Source organism: Oceanobacter mangrovi (assembly GCF_019740315.1).
GTDB classification, from domain to species: domain Bacteria; phylum Pseudomonadota; class Gammaproteobacteria; order Pseudomonadales; family Oceanobacteraceae; genus Oceanobacter; species Oceanobacter mangrovi.
Genome location: NZ_JAHXZR010000002.1, coordinates 511,291 through 529,772, shown reverse-complemented (window position 1 = coordinate 529,772; position 18,482 = coordinate 511,291). Strand labels below are relative to the sequence as shown.

The window sequence follows — 18,482 nt, the reverse complement described above, 5'->3', positions numbered from 1 at the left end:
GATCAGGCCTCCTCAACCGCGTTAGTACGAAAATCTTCGGCAAAATGCTTCACCGCACTCTGCACCGGAATCGGCGTCATGCCGCCCATGGCGCACAGCGAACCAACCAGCATGGTGTCGCACAGATCGGCCAGCAGGGCCAGATTGTTATCGACGTTCTGACCGGCACGAATACGGTCGATCACTTCCACCCCACGGGTCGAACCAATACGGCACGGCGTACACTTGCCACAGGATTCCGCCACGCAAAATTCCATCGAGAAGCGCGCCTGTTCGCTCATATCGACGCTGTCATCGAACATCACTACGCCACCGTGGCCCAGCACAGCACCGACTTTGGCAAATTCTTCGTAATCCAGTGGCGTATCCCACTGGCTTTCCGGCAAATAGGCGCCCAGCGGGCCACCGACCTGTACTGCTCGCAATGGCCGCCTATTAAAGGTACCGCCACCAAAATCGAACATCAGTTCACGCAGGCTCGGACCAAATGCCAGTTCCACCAGACCGCCCTGTTTGACGTTGCCCGCCAGCTGGAATGGCAGCGTGCCACGCGAACGGCCCATACCGCAGTCAGCGTAGGCTTGCGCGCCCTGGTCGAGAATAAACGGCACTGCCGCCAGCGACAGCACGTTATTCACCACGGTTGGCTGGCCAAACAGACCGACCAGCGCAGGCAACGGCGGTTTGGCACGCACCAGACCGCGCTTGCCTTCCAGGCTTTCCAGCAACGAGGTTTCTTCACCGCAAATATAGGCACCTGCGCCCATCCGTACTTCCAGCTGAAAGCTCCGGCCAGAGCCAAGAATGTCTTCACCCAGCAGCTGGTTGGCAACCGCCGTTTCGATTGCCGCGTTGAGGTTTTTCACCGCCAGCGGATATTCAGAACGGCAATAGATATAACCCTGAGTCGCGCCGACAGCGAGACCTGCGATGGTCATGCCTTCGATCAGCATAAAGGGATCGCATTCCATCACCAGCCGGTCAGCAAAGGTACCGGAGTCGCCTTCGTCGGCGTTACAGACGATGTACTTCTGCGCCGCTGGCGCATCAGCAACGGTCTGCCACTTGATACCGGTCGGGAATGCAGCGCCACCACGGCCGCGTAAGCCGGACTCCTTGACCGCATCAACAATCGCCTGACCGCTCAGAGCCAGCGCGTTACGCAGCCCCTTGAAACCGTTATGGGCCTGATAGTCATCCAGCGATAGCGGATCGGTAATGCCCAGACGAGCAAAGGTCAGTCGCTGCTGCTTTTTCAGGTACGGAATTTCTTCAACCAGACCCAGCGCCAGCGGATGTTCGACGCCTTCGCCGAGCCAGAATTTGGCCGCCAGCAAGGAATCCAGATCACGCAGCTTTACCGGCCCAAAACCATAACGGCCAGATTCGGTTTCAACTTCCAGCAGCGGCTCCAGCCAGTACAGGCCACGGGTGCCATTGCGGCGAATTTCCAGTTCAACACCCTGTTCAGCCGCCAGCTTTGGCAGTGCCGCCGCAATGCGGTCAGCCCCCAGCGCCCTGGCAGTAGTGTCTGATGGCACATAGATACGAATGCTCATCCCAGCACCTCCACACGTTCGGTACGCAGCGCATCGACCAAGGCATCAAATTCGGCAGCATCCACATTGGCGTGGATTTCGTCACCTACGCGAACCGATGGCCCACAGGCGCAGTTGCCCAGGCAATAAACCGGCTCCAGCGTGATGTTGTTGTCCGCTGTCGTCTGATGGTAATCAACCCCCAGAGAGGCTTTGGCATGGGCTTCCAGTGCACGGGCACCACGAGCCTGACAGGCTTCGGCGCGGCACACCTCAACCACATGACGACCTGGCTCATGCGTGCGGAAATGGTGGTAAAAGCTGACCACGCCGTGGACTTCGGCACGGGTCACCTGCAAAGCCTGGGCGATCATCGGGATCACGCCGTCGGGGATCCAGTCAAAACGATCCTGCAATGCGTGCAGAATTGGCAGCAGCGCCCCCGGCTTGCTTTTGTATTCATCAATAATGGCTTGCGCGACAGATGGTTCCCATCCCGCAGATTCCGGTGTAACCATGGTTGTGTACTCCTGCCGCTCATATATGAACTGATTTTCATATTATGGCGAAAGTGTTGCTTTGATATTGCTCTTATAATGCCGGGCAACTTAACATTGGCGCATTCCAAGCAAAATATGAAAAAAAATGCCTATTCAAAAAATAAGCATAGTGCCGACCTGGTCGTTCCGGGATGACCAGGGCCGAACACTCGACCCACAGCTGTTCGGCCTGCTGAAATGCATCGAAGACGACGGCAAATTGACTGCCGCCGCTGCCAAGGTAGGAATTTCCTATCGACACGCCTGGAACCAGCTCAATAAATGGTCAGACTTCTTTGGTAGTGATCTGGTTACACTGGAGAAAGGCCGCGGTGCGAGGTTGACCCATTTGGGTGAAAAATTGCTGTGGGCGGAGAAACGGGTAATCGCCCGACTGGAGCCCCAGCTCGACAACATCACCTCGGAATTGAACATTGAGCTGTCGCGGTTGTTGGCCGGCGTTCGTCCGGGGCTGCGACTGCACGCCAGTCACGGCTACGCGGTGGAGCTGCTGCCTCGCTTCACTGAAGAATTCGAACTCGATCTGCAATACAAGCCGGGCCAGGAAGCACTGGCGGCGATGGCGCGGGAACAATGTGATCTGGCTGGTTTTCACCTGCCGGTCAGTGTAATCAGCGATGAAATGATGGGCTGGATCGACAAGCTGCTGAAACCCCGCGCCCACCGCATCATCTGCTTTATCACTCGTCAGCAAGGCTTGATGGTACGGCCGGGTAATCCGCTCAATATTCGTGGACTGGATGACCTCTACCGCCCTGACGTGCGTTTCATTAATCGCGACAAGGAGTCCGGCACCCGCAAGCTGCTAGAGGAACTATTGCAGCGTAGCGGCAAACGCATTGAAGACTGCAACGACACCCCCAACGCTGAATTCACCCACTCCGCTGTCGCCGCCCATATTGCTTCCGGCATGGCTGACGTCGGCTTCGGCGTCCAGGCCGCCGCCAGCCAGTTTGGCCTCGACTTTATCCCACAGGCGGAAGAACGTTATTTGCTGGCCTGCCACCAACGTACGCTGGAAACCCCGGTGATGCAGACGCTGCTGACAACCTTAAAGTCCGATGACTTTCGCAGCGCCGTTGATGATCTGCCCGGCTACAGCGCCGAGCATTCCGGCGAGCTGATCAGTTTGCAGGAACTATTGGCAGGTGCCGGGCGCTGACGGCAACGGCAGAAACTCAAAGGTAACTCCTGCTCGTTGCTGTAAACGCTCTATCAAAGCGCCCCCCAGCAGACTGGCAGGCGTATAGAAACCGCCTTCCTGTGTCTTGCTGACAACCATATCCAGTGCCAGACACACGGCGGCTTCGCCGGCCATGCGTGAGGTTGCACCATAACCGGGGTCACCCTGGGCGCAGACTTTTAACAGCTGGGTCAGTTTACCGTCGCAATAGCCATAAAAACGCATATCAAAGAAACCGGCAGCAATGGCGGCTGGCGTTGGGCCGCTACCCGGTTTGGGCAATATCCACCGCTCCATTAACGTACGCGATAGCCGCTGATTCAGCAGCCACAAACCAGCCGCCATGACACCGGTTGCGATCCGGGCACTCAATTTACCCTTGCCACCAGGGGCGATCATCACGCCTTCGCTGTAGCTGAACGCAGCTCCAGCCTGGCCATACAGCAAGGCATTAGTGCGATAAACAACGCGTTCATTAATCGGCGCCATGATAAAGGGCATACACCAGTTGCCTGATGGCGGATGGAACGTCGCTCCGGCCAATGACTGGGTCGCAGCTGAATGATGAAAATCTGCCGGGCACAAGGACCAGGGATCGGCCAGCTCCTGTTTCAGTGCCGGGTTGTCCTGCAGTTCTCGAATCGCCTGCAACAGGCTGCCGATGGTGCCACCTGAAAAACCTCCACGAGCGCCTTTCAAGCGCATTTCAACAGCGTCACAACGCTTGCCAGTAGCTTCCACATTACGCTGCTGCAACGTCAGTACGCCAAGATCGGAAGGCAGTGAGTCGAAACCAATACAGTTGACTATACGGGCTCCGCTGCGCCTGGCCACCGCCTCATACGCTTGCTGCATCCGACGAATCCATTGAGGTTCACCGGTCAGATCACAGTAGTCGGTGCCTGTTTCTGCGCAAACACGAACCAGCAAATCACCATGCACGGCATAGGGTCCAACGGCGGAGAAAATTACCCTGGCTTGCTGGCAGAGCGTCTTTAAATCAACTTCATTACGGGAGTCAGCCAGCAGTATTGGCAAAGTCTGAAATTCAGCCCCATAGTCTTTTACCAGCTGCGCTTTCAGTTGCGCCAGCCGGTCTGGATTACGACCAGCAATCCCCCATGTCAGAGACTGCCCGGCGCCGTAGCTGCGAGCCAGATAATCCACTACCAGACGACCAACAAATGCCGTCGCGCCAAACACCAGAAGATCCAGCTTCTGTTCCATTGCCTGTACTCCCGCAGGGATTTCCCTAATCAGTCTGGCGCTGATTCTGTCATTAAAGGTCAGCTTCCGACCACTAAAACATTCTGACTAACGACTGGTAGTTATTTGCTGACGCAACAAAGCAGCGGAGAGATGAGCAAAGTAGTGACTGAACGCCTGATTGATTCGTGCCCTGTGGGCACCCGAAGGATACAAACCCAATTGGGCTTCTTCAGATTGTTGTGTGCCTTTCACCAGGAAACGGTTACGAATCGCTGCGTCCTGAATCCAGGCTTCAAAGCTGCGTGCTGCCATTTCTTCCGGCTTGCTGTAATAACTTACCGACAGCTTGCTATCCACCGCCACACTGGCCTGCACCAGATCACTCGGCGTCTGGCCATCCTCCGCCAGCATAATGGCTTCGAAACATTTGCACAGCAGCACATTTAACGGGTGTTCTTCCGCCGTGTTTTCGAGCCACAACGACGACGCAAAGGTTACCGGCTGTAGCGCCCAGATTGGCTCCGCAAACGCCTTGCTGGCCATATAGTGATCAAACGCATGAAACCACTCATGGGCGATACTGCCTGGCCCGGCATTTTTAGCCAACGAGAATGTCCGCTGCAAGGGCGCATAGTGAGCCGACACCCCGGGGCGCCCTCCCTTGCCGTATTGCAGACCCAGCGTTCCACGCAACGACACCAGTTGCTGCCCCAATACCAGCTGCTGTTCCGTTGTCAGGCTACGCCCAGCCAAAATCCGGGTCAGGTCGCTGAGGGCATCAAAGAAATGTCCGGCGGCCTGTTCCTGCTCCTCCCAGGTAACCCACTTGCCGAGCTCAACTGAGGCGAAATCAAACCACTGCCGAATGGTCAAAAAATCCGGTATGACGCCTCCCAGCAAGGCGCGATGGTCTGGTCCCGCGCGGTAAAAACGATCAGGTTTATTCATCGATTTAGCGTTAACAACAGGCTTTCGGGCAGGCATTGACAGCTCCGTATTATTAGCTCAACGGCCAGCTTAATCTGTCGCCAGTCATCCGCAAAGCCCGAAAATCGTTTGTCTGTCTAACGGCTGCTTCGTCAATCTCTGTTGATTAGTGCCGGTCAGGCGTCTGGAAATTACAGCAGCAGGAAAAGCTGGGAAGCCGACGCTTGTTGATGCCTGGATGATTCAGGAATATGCGTCCGTACGGCATTTCCCCTGACAATCTTCCGGAAATAACATGAGTTTTTACTACTTCTCTCGTCCGACTTTGGCAATTTGTATGGCAGCGGGTGTTCTGACACTCAACGGTTGCGTTGCTACCGATGACACCGACAGCAGCACCGATGTCAGCTACTCCATCCTCGATAGCGGCACTGACCCGATCAACACCGACGAAAGCAAATTCACCAAGGTAATCTACAACCAGTACGATTACGAAAATGAATTGGCCTACTACACGACTGACGACGCCGACGATATCGACTTTGATACTCACCGGGTCGTTTTAATCGACCTTGGTGAACGCGACAGCGACGAATACGCCCTCACCCTCAACGACATCAGCAGCTCCGATAACGCTGTCACCCTGAGCTATACCATTAGCGTTCCGGACAGTACATGCACCAGCACAACCAGCACCAACCCTTACGCCTTGCTGTCACTGAAAACCACCAAGGAAGTGTTGATCAAGGAATCTATGGAAACCGTCAGCTGTAATTGATGAGACTTCAGCTGAGCCAAGTCGTCCTCCGAACAGCATTTGGCGCCATATTCTTGATCAATGGCAGGTAAACCCGGCCAAAAGCGCATATGCTGAAATCAGACAGAGAACAATAAAAAGGAGGACGATATGAGCTACTCAACCGTTAAAGACATCCTCAACCTCGCCCAGAAATTGCACCACCAGGCCAGTATTCTGTTTGATCAGTTGCGCGACAGCACCCAGAAAGAACGTGTCGACATGGTGATGAAGTTGCTCGCCACCCATGAAGAGCAGCAGTCACTGGCACTGCAACGGGTCGCCTCCGATGTGCGCGAGAGCGTAATGAATGAGTGGCACCAGCTGGAGCCAGCCGATCTCGCCGACATTCTGGAAGATTGCCAAGCCTGCCAGCCGGACATGAGTGCAGAGGAACTGGTCAACGTGGCATTAAAAATCAACGACTACCTGATCAGCCTTTACAAGGGGATGGCCGCTGAAGCCGGCAGCGATGCCTCCAGAACCCTGTTCGAAGGGCTTGCTGATCTGGAGAACCACCAGAAACAGGTTACTGTAAGATCTGCCCTGTCGGTGTCTGACTGGTAGCCGCAATACAGTGAACAATTCACCATCCCGCGCAGGCCGCCAGCAGCGGCCTGCCAACAGTCAGAGATACATATCCGTCACAATCTGAAAATCTTCCACCCAGATCAACTCACAAGCCCCATTGACGGTGTCGCCTCGCGTCAGCGATGAATGCCAGCGCCAGCCATCGGTCGCCTGAATATTTACCAGGTAGCCGGAAAGCTCAACAATATCGCCCTTGTGAACCCGCTTCCGCTCAGCGCGAATTTGATCATTAGCAGGAGTCACATAACTATAGATAACGGTATAAATAAGCGGAGCGATTTGCAACCATTCAGACGCTAATATCTTTTGGCCGAAGTGCCGTCAGCGAAGAGCCCCTGCAACCCAAGTGGCTACCCAAAAACAACAACGGGAGCCGAAGCTCCCGTTGTTCAAACTGTGCGGTCACCGTCAGGTGACAGCCTGTCCAGCGGCTTACTCAGCAGCTTTTGGCTTTTCACGCAGCTTGATGTGCAGATCGCGCAGCTGGGCGTTGCTGACTTCGCCTGGCGCCTTGGTCATCACACAGGCTGCAGACTGGGTTTTCGGGAAGGCAATCACTTCACGAATGCTGGTAGCGCCCGTCATCAGCATGATCAGACGATCCAGACCAAATGCCAGACCACCGTGTGGAGGACAACCGAACTTCAGTGCATCTAGCAGGAAGCCGAACTTCTCATGCTGCTCTTCTTCAGAAATTCCCAGACAACGGAATACAGCCTGCTGCATGCTCTGGTCGTGGATACGGATAGAACCACCGCCCAGCTCACAGCCGTTCAGCACCATGTCGTAAGCGCGCGACAGCGCCGCCAACGGGTTGGCTTCCAGCTCTTCCGGAGTACAGCTTGGCGCAGTAAATGGGTGGTGCAGTGCAGTGATGGAGCCGTCGTCGTTTTCTTCGAACATCGGGAAATCCACAACCCACAAGGCCGCCCACTCGCTGGTGTACATGTTGAGGTCTTCACCCAGCTTCACGCGCAGCGCGCCAAGGGCATCACAAACCACTTTGGTCTTGTCTGCACCGAAGAACACGATGTCGCCGTTTTTGGCTTCCAGCTTGGCCATGATCTTCATGGTGTTTTCATCACCAATGAACTTGATGATTGGCGACTGCAGGCCTTCAACACCCTTCTCGATTTCGTTGACCTTGATCCAGGCCAGACCCTTGGCGCCGTAGATGCTGACGAACTTGGTGTAGTCGTCGATCTGCTTGCGGGACAGCTCGGCACCACCCGGTACTTTCAGGGCAGCAACGCGGCATTTTGGATCTTTCGCCGGTGCAGCGAACACCTTGAAGTCGATTTCCTGCAGGAATTCTTCAACGTCGACGATTTCCATCGGGATACGCATATCTGGCTTGTCAGAGCCGTACTTGCTCATGGCTTCAGAGAACGGCATGCGTGGGAAGCTGCCCAGATCCACGCCCAGTTCTTTCTGGAAGATGCCTTTGATCATGTCCTGAGTCAGGCCCATGATGGTGTCTTCGTCGATGAACGAGGCTTCGATATCAATCTGGGTGAATTCAGGCTGACGGTCAGCACGCAGGTCTTCGTCGCGGAAACACTTGGCGATCTGGTAATAACGGTCGAAGCCAGACACCATCAGCAACTGTTTGAAGAGCTGTGGAGACTGTGGCAGGGCGAAGAAAGAACCTTCATGAGTACGGCTTGGCACCAGGTAGTCACGGGCGCCTTCCGGCGTCGCACGGGTCAGGATCGGAGTTTCGATATCAAGGAAGCCGTTGGCGTCGAGGTAGTTGCGCACGCCAGAAGTCACCTTGGAGCGGAAGCGCAGCTTCTCTTGCATCTCAGGACGACGCATGTCCATGTACCGGTACTTCAGACGGATGTCTTCACCCACGTCGGAGTAACCATCCAGCGGGAACGGCGGAGTCTGGGCCTTGTTCAGTACCACGATTTCCTTGCCCAATACTTCGATCAGGCCGGTCTTCATGTTGGCATTGGTAGTGCCTTCCGGACGTGCGCGCACGCGACCGGTGATTTGCAGAACATACTCGGAACGCACGCTGTCGGCGGTATTGAAAGCTTCAGCAGTATCCGGGTCGAATACCACCTGCACCAGACCTTCACGGTCACGAACGTCCAGGAAGATAACACCGCCGTGGTCACGGCGACGATGCACCCAGCCACAGAAAGTAACGGTTTGATCGATCAGGGTTTCGTTAATATCACCACAATAGTGCGTACGCATTCCGGGGTCCCGCAATAGTCAGTCAGATTCGTGGAGCCGGCGGCCTGCGCAACAATAAATTACAGGCCGTCATCGGCAGAAAGTGGCGCAGTATAGCCCTTTTGATCGGGCACAGACCAGCCCGTATGAGGTGTTAAAGCCAGTTGCTTTTGAACCAGCTCCAGATCCCCAGCGAAAAGCCCGGGAAAATATCGATGCCGGCAGCAGACTTGAGCAGATACAACATCAACAAGCCCAACAATCCACAAAATGTCAGCCCCAGCATGGCAACAAAGGCAACCATAAACAGCGAGAAGTGACGCTCACGATCACCCAGTCAGCGCCGGTTGCGGCCAGCCAGAATCACAAAATAGCCGCGCCAGTCGAGCGCGTGCTTGCCCCACTGACGGCTGCCGATGGCATTGCGTAAATGAAACAGCTGATCGTCGCTAAAGCTGGCCGCGATCTCATCCGGCATCCGTGCCAAAAACCGCATCACCGCCGGGTCGCGACGAATTTCAGCGACGGCTCCCACCGTGCCGTCTACAGAAAAGTTGTTGTTCATTAGTCTGGCTCATATGCTTTGCAGCAAGCCTAGTCAAAAACCCGCCACGCTGCCGACATGAACACCGACGACCTGACATTGACCGACTTGCTGACTTCAGTGCGCGCCTGCGAACATTGCAAGGAACAGCTGCCCTTTGCGCCACGCCCGGTGGTGCGCGCACAATCCTCCGCCCGCTTGCTGATCATTGGTCAGGCGCCCGGCACCAAGGTACACGCCTCCGGAATCCCGTGGGACGATGCCAGCGGCAAACGTCTGCGCGAGTGGTTACAGATGACGCCGGAGCAGTTTTATGACGCAGCAGAAGTCGCGATTATGCCGATGGGACTGTGTTATCCCGGCAAGGGAAAAAGTGGTGATTTGCCGCCGCGAACCGAATGCGCGCCCAGATGGCATAAGCCCTTGCTGGATTTGCTACCCAACGTCGAGCAGATTTTGCTGATCGGTCAGTACGCGCAGAATTATTATTTGCCCGCCGATTTTCTGAAAAAATATAAAACGCTGACAGAGCGTGTCCGCCACTGGCAAGAAGTGCCAGCGCCTTATTTTGTCTTGCCGCACCCCTCTCCCCGCAACCAGCTATGGCTCAAGAAAAATCCCTGGTTTGACGAAACAGTAGTGCCAGCACTAAGAGCCCGATTGGCAAATCATTACCCACCAGCCGATCCTGGTAATGAATAGCTTCAACCACTCGCTGAAGCCATTCAGGCAGACATCAAATCACTGATTTACCATTGATCACGCAGCGAACGCAGCGCCTTGAATACATCGCGGTCAGCTTGTCCCAACTGCGGGAATTCCTGCTGCAGTTTTTCCCGAATCTCTGGCTGATTCAGTCGCAGAAACGAGTTGTAGGTACGCTCCTGCCCCAGGGTCATTACCGGCATTTCATCGGCGTCAAACGCGGACACCTGATCAATCCAGTACTGGATCATTTCATTGCCTGGCTCACGGGTAAGAGCGAAGTTCAGATTGTTCTTCATGTAATCGTGACCCGGATGCATCAGAGTCTCATCCGGTAGCGGCTGAAACTGGGAGACAAAGGTGTCGTACATGGTATCCGGATCACCACCATTACGGCAGTTACCGGCGCAGGCGTTAAACAGGGTGTCACCAGAAAACAGCACCGGCTCACCATTAGGACCGCCATTTTCCGACAACAGACACAGGTGCGCCATGGTGTGGCCCGGAGTAAATAGCACCTTCAGCCGAATAGTACCCAGTTCAACCAGGTCACCGGCAACCAGCCCCCGAGCGACATTGGGAATCCGCTCAGCAGCATTCTGGTGCGCCCACACAGGAGCCCCGGTGGCTTGCTGCACCACCGGGTTGCCATCAATATGATCGTGGTGTTCGTGGGTGTTGAGGATCAGCTTGATCTCATAGCCCTGCGCTTCTGCCAGCGCCAGCATTTCATCGGCACCGAGCGGATCCACCGCAATGGCCTGCCGGGTTTTTTCACAGCCAATCAGATAATTGAAGTTACGCAGGTTGTTGTTCATGTAACGACGCAGCACGATCATGGCGATTCCCTCCCTGAGTCCTGATTACCAGTAAATGTTGTTTTCGATGTCTTCGGAACCATCGATATCTTCAACAAAATGACTGGAGAACAAACCTTTCAATTCGTGTACCCGTTGTTCCAGTTCGGCGTCGCCGTATGGCACAGCCGGGCTATGACCCCACACCGGGCCAGGCCAGGCCGGATCTGTCGCTTTACGCACCACATGATGAACGTGCAGCTGCGGCACCACGTTACCCAGCGCAGCTACGTTCATGGATTTGGCGGAGTACTGGTCGGCCAGTTTTTCGGCCACCCAGGCAGACTCGCGCATCATCTGGGTCTGATCCGCGACAGACAAATGATAATACTCACGCGCATCAACCCGCGCCGGTACCAGAATCAGCCAGGGATAACGGCTGTCGTTCATCAAAAGCACCTGACAAAGTGGCAAACGTCCAATGAACACAGTGTCCGCTTGCAGTCGACTATCCAGCGTAAACATAATGGCAACTCCAGTTTTGATGACGATATCGGGCGACAGCTCAAGCGCCGGTTTTTCTTCCTGCGCCGCCAGCCTGTTAACCTGCCCTTTAAGTCATGTTAGGCAATTCCCGGCTTCAGGTCACTGATTTATGGCGACATTCCAGGTTATCCAAAGCATCCACGCGGTGGCAGCGGAGCAATGGCAGCAATTGGTTCCGAACGGTTATCCGTTTCTGGATTACCGTTTTTTAAGTGCATTGGAAAGTTCTGGCTGCCTTGATGAAGACTCCGGCTGGCAGCCGCAATATCTGCTGTTTTTTGACAGTCAGGAACAGCTCGCTGCCGCCCTGCCCACCTTTATCAAGCACAACAGTTACGGCGAATATGTGTTCGACTGGGGCTGGGCGGATGCCTATCACCGCCACGGTCTCAACTATTATCCCAAGCTGCTGTGCGCCGCCCCCTACACGCCGGCAACCGGCCCTAGATTACTGATTCATCCGCAGCAACAGCAGCACAGCCAGCATTGGTGGCGGCAGGCCGTCATCGCTCTCAACAACCATTCATTGCACAACGAGATGTCCGGCTGGCACCTCAACTTCCCCAATCTGGCCGACCTGTCGCTGGCGTCTGATATGGCCGACGAAGGCGAATTTATGATTCGCCGGGCCTGCCAGTTCCACTGGTTTAATCGTGGTTATCAGAGCTTCGACGATTTTCTCGGCTATTTTGCCAGTCGCAAGCGCAAGGGAATCAAAAAGGAACGTCGCAAGGTGATCGACGCCGGTATTGAAATGCGCCGCCTGACGGGCGCAAGCATCAGCGACGACGCCATCCGCCGCTTCTATCGCTGTTATCAGATGACTTATCTGAACCGTGGCAGACAGGGCTACCTGAACCTGAAATTCTTTCGACAATTGCTGGCCAGCATGAATGCGCAAATGCTATTGGTCGAAGCCTGGCGTGAAGACAAGCATCTTGCCAGCGCCCTGTATTTCTTCGATCAACAAACCCTCTACGGCCGTTATTGGGGGTGCATCGACGAATACGACAGCCTGCATTTCGAAGCCTGTTATTACCAGGGCATCGAGTTCTGCATCGAACGCAGCATTCCACACTTCGACCCCGGCACCCAGGGCGAACACAAGATCGCCCGCGGTTTTGAACCTGTACTGACCAGCAGCCTGCATCGTTTACACCACCCGGCCTTTCAGGACGCCGTCGCACGTTTTGTTGATGAAGAGTTCCCCCACATCCTGCGTTATCAGCAGGAAGCGACGGAGTTATTGCCGTTCAGGGAAAATGCCTTTGAGGACAGCGGCCACGAACTGAATCGTTTTGCACCCTGACCCTCGCTGGCAACGGCCAGCACGTCTACAAGACAGAGGTTTGACGAACAGGCCATCGGAATGCAGACTTGGCCGCTGTCATTTTTTCGGTGCCCGTTATGTCCCTGCAAGCCTATAAAGTCGAACACATTGTGGTTTATTCCAGCAAAGGCACCGAAGCCAAATTGCTGGCAGCGCCGAAATTGCGCCCAATGGAAGAATGGCGGGAAAATGTGGATGCCTGGGTGGCATTACGAGCCGAACGAGCGCCGGAACTCGACCATCTGGTCGATCCGGCCGCTACAGAACCCTATATTCAGGCCGAATAAAGGGCTGTCAGAATGTTAATGGGCCTTGCGGGTAATCTTGTCGAGCAAGCCCATGGCAACCGCTGAAATCACAAACGTCAGGTGAATCAGCACGTACCACATCAGTTTGTCATTTGGCACATTGGTGGCGTTCATAAAGATTTTCAGCAAATGAATCGACGAGATTGCCACAATTGAGGCCGCCACCTTGTTCTTTAATGAACCGGTATCCAGCTTGCCCAGCCAGTCGAGTTTTTCTGTGCCTTCGCCCAGATCAATGCGAGAGACAAAGTTCTCGTAGCCTGAAAACATCACCATCACAATCAAACCGCCCACCAGCGCCATGTCGATCATCGACAGGATCACCAGCACCATATCGGTTTCAGAGATTTCCAGCAGGTGCGGCAGTAAATGCGCCAGCTCCACAAAGAATTTTACCGCCAGCGCCACCAGCGTCAGGCTGAGGCCAAGATAGATTGGCGCCAGCAGCCAGCGCGCAGCGTATATCAGGCGTTCAATCAGTCGTTCAATCAAGTGTGTTCTCCTGTCAGGAAAATTAAAAAATTCGTATCCAGATAATCGCCAGTGCCGACAGCATGATGGAACCAAAGGTGCACATAATGCCGGTCACCCGAAAGCGTAACTTCTCATTCAGTTGACTGATGCCCCAGGCATGCAGATAACGTCCCACCAGCAACAGCCCGCCACTCAGTTCAATCAGCCAATGGGCAGCGGACAGGCTTTCGAGCCCATACAGCAATAGCAAGGCCATCGGCACGTATTCAATAAAGTTGCCCTGAGCCCGTATGGCCCGCGCCAGCTCAGCGTGGCCGCCATCACCGATACCGACCAGAAAGCGCCGCCGCAAGCGAATCGTCTGTAGTGAGAGCAACACCAGTAATGGTGCCAGCAAAGCAGCAAATAAAGCCGTCATAGCAGCTCCTTTATGAACACATGAGAACCTTGTGGCTGCGAACATTACCACAGCCGCAGGAAGCTGCCAGCCTCAAACTACATAACAAGCGGCCATAAAAAAGCCCGGCCAATTGGCCGGGCAAATTGCTGTTGCAAACCACATCAACAGCAACAAGGTGCTGAAACAGGGCAAGACATCTCAGCAGTACTTTTTGGTCCGATGCAGGTTTCTGCATCGGAGCAATAACAGCGGGTGGATTACAACCCATCCAGATAGTTAGGCAGCCACAAGCTGATTTGCGGCACAAAGGTAATCACCAGCAGGCACACCAGCATCAGCAGCAGCCACGGCGCACAAGCCTTGATTGCCCAGCCAATGCTCTTGCCGGTGATACCTGCCGTCACAAACAGATTCAGCCCCACCGGCGGCGTCAGCATCCCCAGTTCCATATTCACCACCATCACAATCCCCAGGTGAATCGGATCGATGCCAAGTTGCAAGGCAATTGGCAACAGAATTGGCGCCATAATCAGCAGGATCGCCGACGGCTCCATAAAGTTACCGGCCATCAACAGTAGAATGTTCATCACAATCAGGAAGCCCCAGGCTGGCAGGCCCCATTCCGTGATGGTCGCCGCCAGATGATGCGGAATCTGTTCAGACGTCAGTACATGAGCAAACAGCATGGCATTGGCGATGATAAACAGCAGCGTGATAGATACCCGCGCGGCGTCCTTGACGATCTTGCCAATTTCCGGATTCCAGACCGAGCGCACGATACCCAGTGGCAGCAGGATAATATTACGCACCAGCATGGCGACGACGTTCTCGCCCTCCTTGCGCCACGGCTGATCTTTCAGCGGGCCAACATCGCGATAACCCCAGATCGCCACCAGAAAACCATAGACAGCAGCGACAGCCGCCGCTTCGGTTGGTGAAGCCACACCGGCATAGATCGAACCCAGCACCAGCACAATCAGCAACAAACCACCAGAAGCAGACCAGCCGGTTTTGGCAATGGTGCCGAAACCGGCAAAGGGTTCAGCTGGCAGATTCTTGCGGCGGGCAACGATGTAAATGGTCACCATCAGAATCAGACCAATCAGGATGCCGGGCACAAACCCCGCCATAAACATCCGCGAGGCAGACACTTCCGTCGCTGCGGAATACACCAGCATCACAATCGACGGCGGAATCAGAATGCCCAGCGTTCCGGCAGTAGAAATCGCTCCCGCGGCAAACGACAGCGGATACCCGGAACGCACCATGCCAGCCAGTACAATCGAACCCACCGCTGCGACGGTCGCTGGCGACGAACCCGAGACCGCTGCAAACAGCATACAGGCCAGTACTGACGCCATCGCCAGGCCGCCGCGCACATGACCAATCGAGGCAGTTGCAAAATCAATCAGGCGGCGGGCAACGCCACCAGATGACAGGAATGCCGACGACAGGATAAAAAACGGAATCGCCAACAAGGTGTAGTGTTCCGATACCGACTCAAACAGCTTCAGCGCAATCGACGCCATTGAATCGTTGGTGAACAGCAAAATGGCGGTCATGGAGGAAAAACCCAGCGCAATCGCAATGGGCAGACCTAACGCCATACAGATAAACAGCAAAATAAACAGAGTCGCCGCAGCCATTATGCCTTCTCCCCTTGTTGTTCAGCGTCATCAGCATCGAGACGATCGTCATGCAGCTCGTTTTCGTGGTGTTCATGAAAGCCTGTGGCTTCCAGTTTCCACACCGACACCGCCAGTTCGATCAAGCGCAACGCCAGCGAGGCAAACCCCACCAGCAGGCTGGAAACCACCACCCACTTCGGCAGTGGAATATCGTCCAACTCGATGCCAATCATGTGCAGCTTGGCCACATAGACCCACGAACTTTTCAGGAACAAACCGCAATAGACCAGGCCGACGGCAATGGAAAACAGCAGAATCCATTTACGAACCTGAGGAGAGAATTTTTCAGTCAGGGCATCCACACAAATGTGGGAACGTTCACGCACTGCCCAGGCAGCGCCGAGCAATATCATCCAGGCAGACATTAACAGGGTCGCTTCCTGCGCCCAGTGGATACCGGTATTAAAACCAAAGCGGGCAACCACTTCGACAAACACCAGCAGGGTAATGGCGACCAGCAACAAGCCGATCAGGATATCTTCCAGACGATTAATAAACCGCATCATCTGTGCACTCCTTTTATTTTTGTAAGGCCCGGAGGCCGCTTGGAAAACACGTGAGAGCACACATAGCAGCCACCGTGCCAGGTTGACATTTATCGACACAAAGCCACGGTTTATCAGGCTTGCAGGCGGATCAAGCGGAAAATGGCGGGATCAAAGGCAGGTAATTCGGGGAGAAATACCCCCGTGCGAAATATAAAAGGGAATAATTCCACCCATAATAATTCGCACAGACGGGGCTTTTACTGAGGGGTCGTCCCGCTCTTCCAGGACAAGGAGAGCTTCTGACGCAAAAACCTCAGCATTCCAGTCCCTTTCCGATGAGGGGTCAAAATTCGTTCGCAGGTATACTGTCGCCAGCACCAGAGACAACTTTCAGAGATTGAATAAATTCGTTAGCAGCAATAGCGTTGCAGGATTTTCGGGGAATAAAGTGAGGAACCAATTTCAGCCCTCTATCTATGCTGGAAAATAATACATTGGTGCAGTTATCAGCCAGGATATTACCACGCTCGACCTGCTTGCTCTGGCCATAGCGATAGCGGATAGTAGCCTCTGACGAAGCCAATCTATCGGCGATACTCCATTGGAAATCCATCACACCAAGCTGTAAAGCAGAGCTCGCCAAATCCCGGGCTGTCGATAACAACAAGCCATTTCCTTCCGCATCCAACCAATTCCCATCGTGCTCCATATTTTCAGAAATAACGGTGACGACCCGTTGATAAAGTGGCAGGGATTGGTTTGATGAATCGCTCACGGAAGGAGGCAGTATTTGCATAAGCAAATCCAGTTTTAGCCCCTTCCCATCCTCTGACATGCTGTAACGAAGAGCCAGCTGGATATTCAAAACGTTTTCAGAAGGTTCAGAAACACCATTGGAACCACCGGCAGAGCCTGACTCCAGCTGATCCAGCACTTGTTCCAGCTCAGCTTCCAAATAAACAGAAGTCACAGTAGCAATTTGGTCAGAGACAGGTTCAAGCACCCTATCTGCTGCCAGCTGCGCCTGTTTTTGCTGCTCTTGCTGTCGTGATGAAGCAACGATCATATGAGCAATAAGGGAAGCGACAAAAAGCTCACCAGGATGCAAGGCTTCGTAGCCTCGCATCTGATCTTCGGAGCTTAACTGGCCACGAAACACAACGCCATCCGGTACAACGTCAACCACATAAGAAGCAGACTGACGCGAAACCATATCCATTGATTCTGACTGAATCAGAGAATAATCAATCAACGACGCAGGTCTGGACACATTCTGGTTGCATCCAGAAAGCAACACCAGCATCGCCAAAACAATCACTGCGGCAAGAAATCCTGGAGACTGCATAGCTGCAGCCCCCCGCAAATTGACTACGCAATTCATTTACTTGGCAGTAAATGCATTCAGGACAGCATCCCGAAATTTTTCAACGGCTGAATAATAGGCATTGGTCAGCTTTGGAAAATCAGCAGGCTCATCCCATTCACCTTCAACAGCTTCACGAATATTCAGAGGCATAAACCACTCGTATTGACTGGTTTCGGGATTAACCAAGTACGCATAGCCATATACATATCCCACTGGTGCCGCCGCTGGAATATAACCACTGGAGTACTCCCGGAGTACACCATCGAATTGCACATCAATTACCAAAGCTTTGGAAACCCCTAACTCCTTGGCCAGACCGCTGAAGTCTTTTTTCGAACTATTTTCCAATTTGCTTTTTGAATCCGGTAGCGACTTCAGTACCAAAGGCTTGTCACTAATCACGACTTGCTTGCCCGATTCAGCAAGAACTTGCTTAAGATCTTCTGGTAGAGAAACCAGTTCTTCGGTAGAGAACGTGACAACTTTTTCAGTCAAGGCGGAGTGATTCGCTATGGCAATACCAGCACAAATCAAACAGCTAGCCCCTGGGAAGGTTGTATCAGGTGTAGGAACCTCCGTCGCGATAATTGCAATGGAGTTTGTTTGAGTAAAAGCTTCTTCGTTCAAGGCAACCGGTTTTTGTGCAGCAACTGAACAACCAGTGATAGCCACTACAGCAACCAAGGACAGCAACTTCAAAAATGTCATGCGTCAATTCCATAATTAGTGAGCCAACCGGAAACAGACCATGACTTGACATTCAATTGTCGCCCTGTATGCCCTGTCCCTGGCAGTTTTTGCGTTTTAAGAGATCCTTAAAACCTTTAAAAACTTACTAAATTTTT

At 53.9% G+C, this 18,482-nt stretch carries 21 protein-coding genes; 6 read left to right on the top strand and 15 right to left on the bottom strand.

Annotated elements, in window-relative coordinates:
• Nucleotides 1–2 precede the first annotated feature (2 nt).
• Nucleotides 3–1,559: a formate dehydrogenase beta subunit gene (locus K6123_RS06300; protein ID WP_221795259.1), complete on the bottom strand. Its 1,557-nt coding sequence runs from the start codon at nt 1,557–1,559 to the stop codon at nt 3–5.
• The gene (locus K6123_RS06295) at nt 1,556–2,056 is read right to left on the bottom strand and encodes a formate dehydrogenase subunit gamma (RefSeq protein WP_221795257.1); all 501 of its coding nucleotides are present in this window, start codon (nt 2,054–2,056) and stop codon (nt 1,556–1,558) included. Before K6123_RS06295 ends, K6123_RS06300 begins: the two co-directional genes overlap by 4 nt.
• Before the next feature lie 127 nt (nt 2,057–2,183).
• Here K6123_RS06295 and K6123_RS06290 point away from each other — a divergent pair, with 127 nt between their 5' ends.
• Nucleotides 2,184–3,260 (top strand): substrate-binding domain-containing protein, encoded by a 1,077-nt coding sequence (locus K6123_RS06290; RefSeq protein ID WP_221795255.1) that lies wholly within the window; start codon nt 2,184–2,186, stop codon nt 3,258–3,260.
• Here the strand turns inward: K6123_RS06290 and K6123_RS06285 are convergent.
• The gene (locus tag K6123_RS06285) at nt 3,237–4,508 is read right to left on the bottom strand and encodes a saccharopine dehydrogenase family protein (RefSeq protein WP_221795253.1); all 1,272 of its coding nucleotides are present in this window, start codon (nt 4,506–4,508) and stop codon (nt 3,237–3,239) included. The genes K6123_RS06290 and K6123_RS06285 overlap by 24 nt on opposite strands.
• A gap of 87 nt (nt 4,509–4,595) precedes the next feature.
• Nucleotides 4,596–5,438 (bottom strand): CLCA_X family protein, encoded by an 843-nt coding sequence (locus K6123_RS06280; RefSeq protein ID WP_221795251.1) that lies wholly within the window; start codon nt 5,436–5,438, stop codon nt 4,596–4,598.
• A 274-nt stretch (nt 5,439–5,712) separates the two neighbouring features.
• Here K6123_RS06280 and K6123_RS06275 point away from each other — a divergent pair, with 274 nt between their 5' ends.
• A complete protein-coding gene (locus K6123_RS06275; RefSeq protein WP_221795250.1) occupies nt 5,713–6,195 on the top strand; it encodes a protease complex subunit PrcB family protein in 483 nt (160 codons plus the stop codon).
• 129 nt (nt 6,196–6,324) lie between these two features.
• On the top strand, nt 6,325–6,780 hold the full coding sequence (locus tag K6123_RS06270) for a hypothetical protein (protein WP_221795247.1): 456 nt from the start codon (nt 6,325–6,327) through the stop codon (nt 6,778–6,780).
• 60 nt (nt 6,781–6,840) lie between these two features.
• Here K6123_RS06270 and K6123_RS06265 read toward each other — a convergent pair whose 3' ends face one another.
• The 3 genes from K6123_RS06265 to K6123_RS06255 all read right to left on the bottom strand — a co-directional run bounded on the left by K6123_RS06265 (nt 6,841) and on the right by K6123_RS06255 (nt 9,556).
• Nucleotides 6,841–7,089: a hypothetical protein gene (locus K6123_RS06265; RefSeq protein WP_221795245.1), complete on the bottom strand. Its 249-nt coding sequence runs from the start codon at nt 7,087–7,089 to the stop codon at nt 6,841–6,843.
• A gap of 147 nt (nt 7,090–7,236) precedes the next feature.
• Nucleotides 7,237–9,012 (bottom strand): aspartate--tRNA ligase, encoded by a 1,776-nt coding sequence (gene aspS, locus K6123_RS06260; RefSeq protein WP_221795244.1) that lies wholly within the window; start codon nt 9,010–9,012, stop codon nt 7,237–7,239.
• Between the two features lie 316 nt (nt 9,013–9,328).
• Nucleotides 9,329–9,556, bottom strand: coding sequence for a hypothetical protein (locus K6123_RS06255; RefSeq protein ID WP_221795242.1), 228 nt, complete (start codon nt 9,554–9,556; stop codon nt 9,329–9,331).
• Between the two features lie 57 nt (nt 9,557–9,613).
• Here K6123_RS06255 and K6123_RS06250 point away from each other — a divergent pair, with 57 nt between their 5' ends.
• Nucleotides 9,614–10,237 carry a uracil-DNA glycosylase family protein gene (locus K6123_RS06250; RefSeq protein ID WP_221795240.1) on the top strand — a complete coding sequence of 208 codons (624 nt, stop codon included), beginning with the start codon at nt 9,614–9,616 and terminating at the stop codon, nt 10,235–10,237.
• 47 nt (nt 10,238–10,284) lie between these two features.
• Here the strand turns inward: K6123_RS06250 and K6123_RS06245 are convergent, their stop codons facing one another.
• Together K6123_RS06245 and K6123_RS06240 are read right to left on the bottom strand one after the other, a co-directional pair.
• On the bottom strand, nt 10,285–11,079 hold the full coding sequence (locus K6123_RS06245) for a hydroxyacylglutathione hydrolase C-terminal domain-containing protein (protein WP_221795238.1): 795 nt from the start codon (nt 11,077–11,079) through the stop codon (nt 10,285–10,287).
• 24 nt (nt 11,080–11,103) lie between these two features.
• The gene (locus K6123_RS06240) at nt 11,104–11,562 is read right to left on the bottom strand and encodes an HIT domain-containing protein (RefSeq protein WP_221795237.1); all 459 of its coding nucleotides are present in this window, start codon (nt 11,560–11,562) and stop codon (nt 11,104–11,106) included.
• A gap of 130 nt (nt 11,563–11,692) precedes the next feature.
• On the opposite strand from K6123_RS06240, the gene K6123_RS06235 reads away from it, so the two are divergent.
• On the top strand, nt 11,693–12,892 hold the full coding sequence (locus K6123_RS06235; RefSeq protein ID WP_221795235.1) for a GNAT family N-acetyltransferase: 1,200 nt from the start codon (nt 11,693–11,695) through the stop codon (nt 12,890–12,892).
• Between the two features lie 98 nt (nt 12,893–12,990).
• Nucleotides 12,991–13,200: a hypothetical protein gene (locus tag K6123_RS06230; RefSeq protein ID WP_221795233.1), complete on the top strand. Its 210-nt coding sequence runs from the start codon at nt 12,991–12,993 to the stop codon at nt 13,198–13,200.
• Nucleotides 13,201–13,215: 15 nt separating this feature from the next.
• Here the strand turns inward: K6123_RS06230 and K6123_RS06225 are convergent, their stop codons facing one another.
• The 6 genes from K6123_RS06225 to K6123_RS06200 all read right to left on the bottom strand — a co-directional run bounded on the left by K6123_RS06225 (nt 13,216) and on the right by K6123_RS06200 (nt 18,345).
• Nucleotides 13,216–13,713 (bottom strand): TIGR00645 family protein, encoded by a 498-nt coding sequence (locus K6123_RS06225; protein ID WP_246624639.1) that lies wholly within the window; start codon nt 13,711–13,713, stop codon nt 13,216–13,218.
• Nucleotides 13,714–13,735: 22 nt separating this feature from the next.
• A complete protein-coding gene (locus K6123_RS06220) occupies nt 13,736–14,113 on the bottom strand; it encodes an MAPEG family protein (RefSeq protein ID WP_221795232.1) in 378 nt (125 codons plus the stop codon).
• Between the two features lie 239 nt (nt 14,114–14,352).
• Nucleotides 14,353–15,741: a TRAP transporter large permease gene (locus K6123_RS06215; RefSeq protein WP_221795230.1), complete on the bottom strand. Its 1,389-nt coding sequence runs from the start codon at nt 15,739–15,741 to the stop codon at nt 14,353–14,355.
• Nucleotides 15,741–16,289: a TRAP transporter small permease gene (locus K6123_RS06210; protein WP_221795228.1), complete on the bottom strand. Its 549-nt coding sequence runs from the start codon at nt 16,287–16,289 to the stop codon at nt 15,741–15,743. The genes K6123_RS06215 and K6123_RS06210 overlap by 1 nt, the downstream gene beginning before the upstream one ends.
• A 325-nt stretch (nt 16,290–16,614) precedes the next feature.
• Nucleotides 16,615–17,616, bottom strand: a complete 1,002-nt coding sequence (locus K6123_RS06205) for a hypothetical protein (RefSeq protein WP_221795226.1) — start codon at nt 17,614–17,616, stop codon at nt 16,615–16,617.
• A gap of 36 nt (nt 17,617–17,652) precedes the next feature.
• Complete coding sequence (locus K6123_RS06200) at nt 17,653–18,345, bottom strand: hypothetical protein (RefSeq protein WP_221795225.1); 693 nt, start codon at nt 18,343–18,345, stop codon at nt 17,653–17,655.
• Nucleotides 18,346–18,482: the final 137 nt, after the last annotated feature.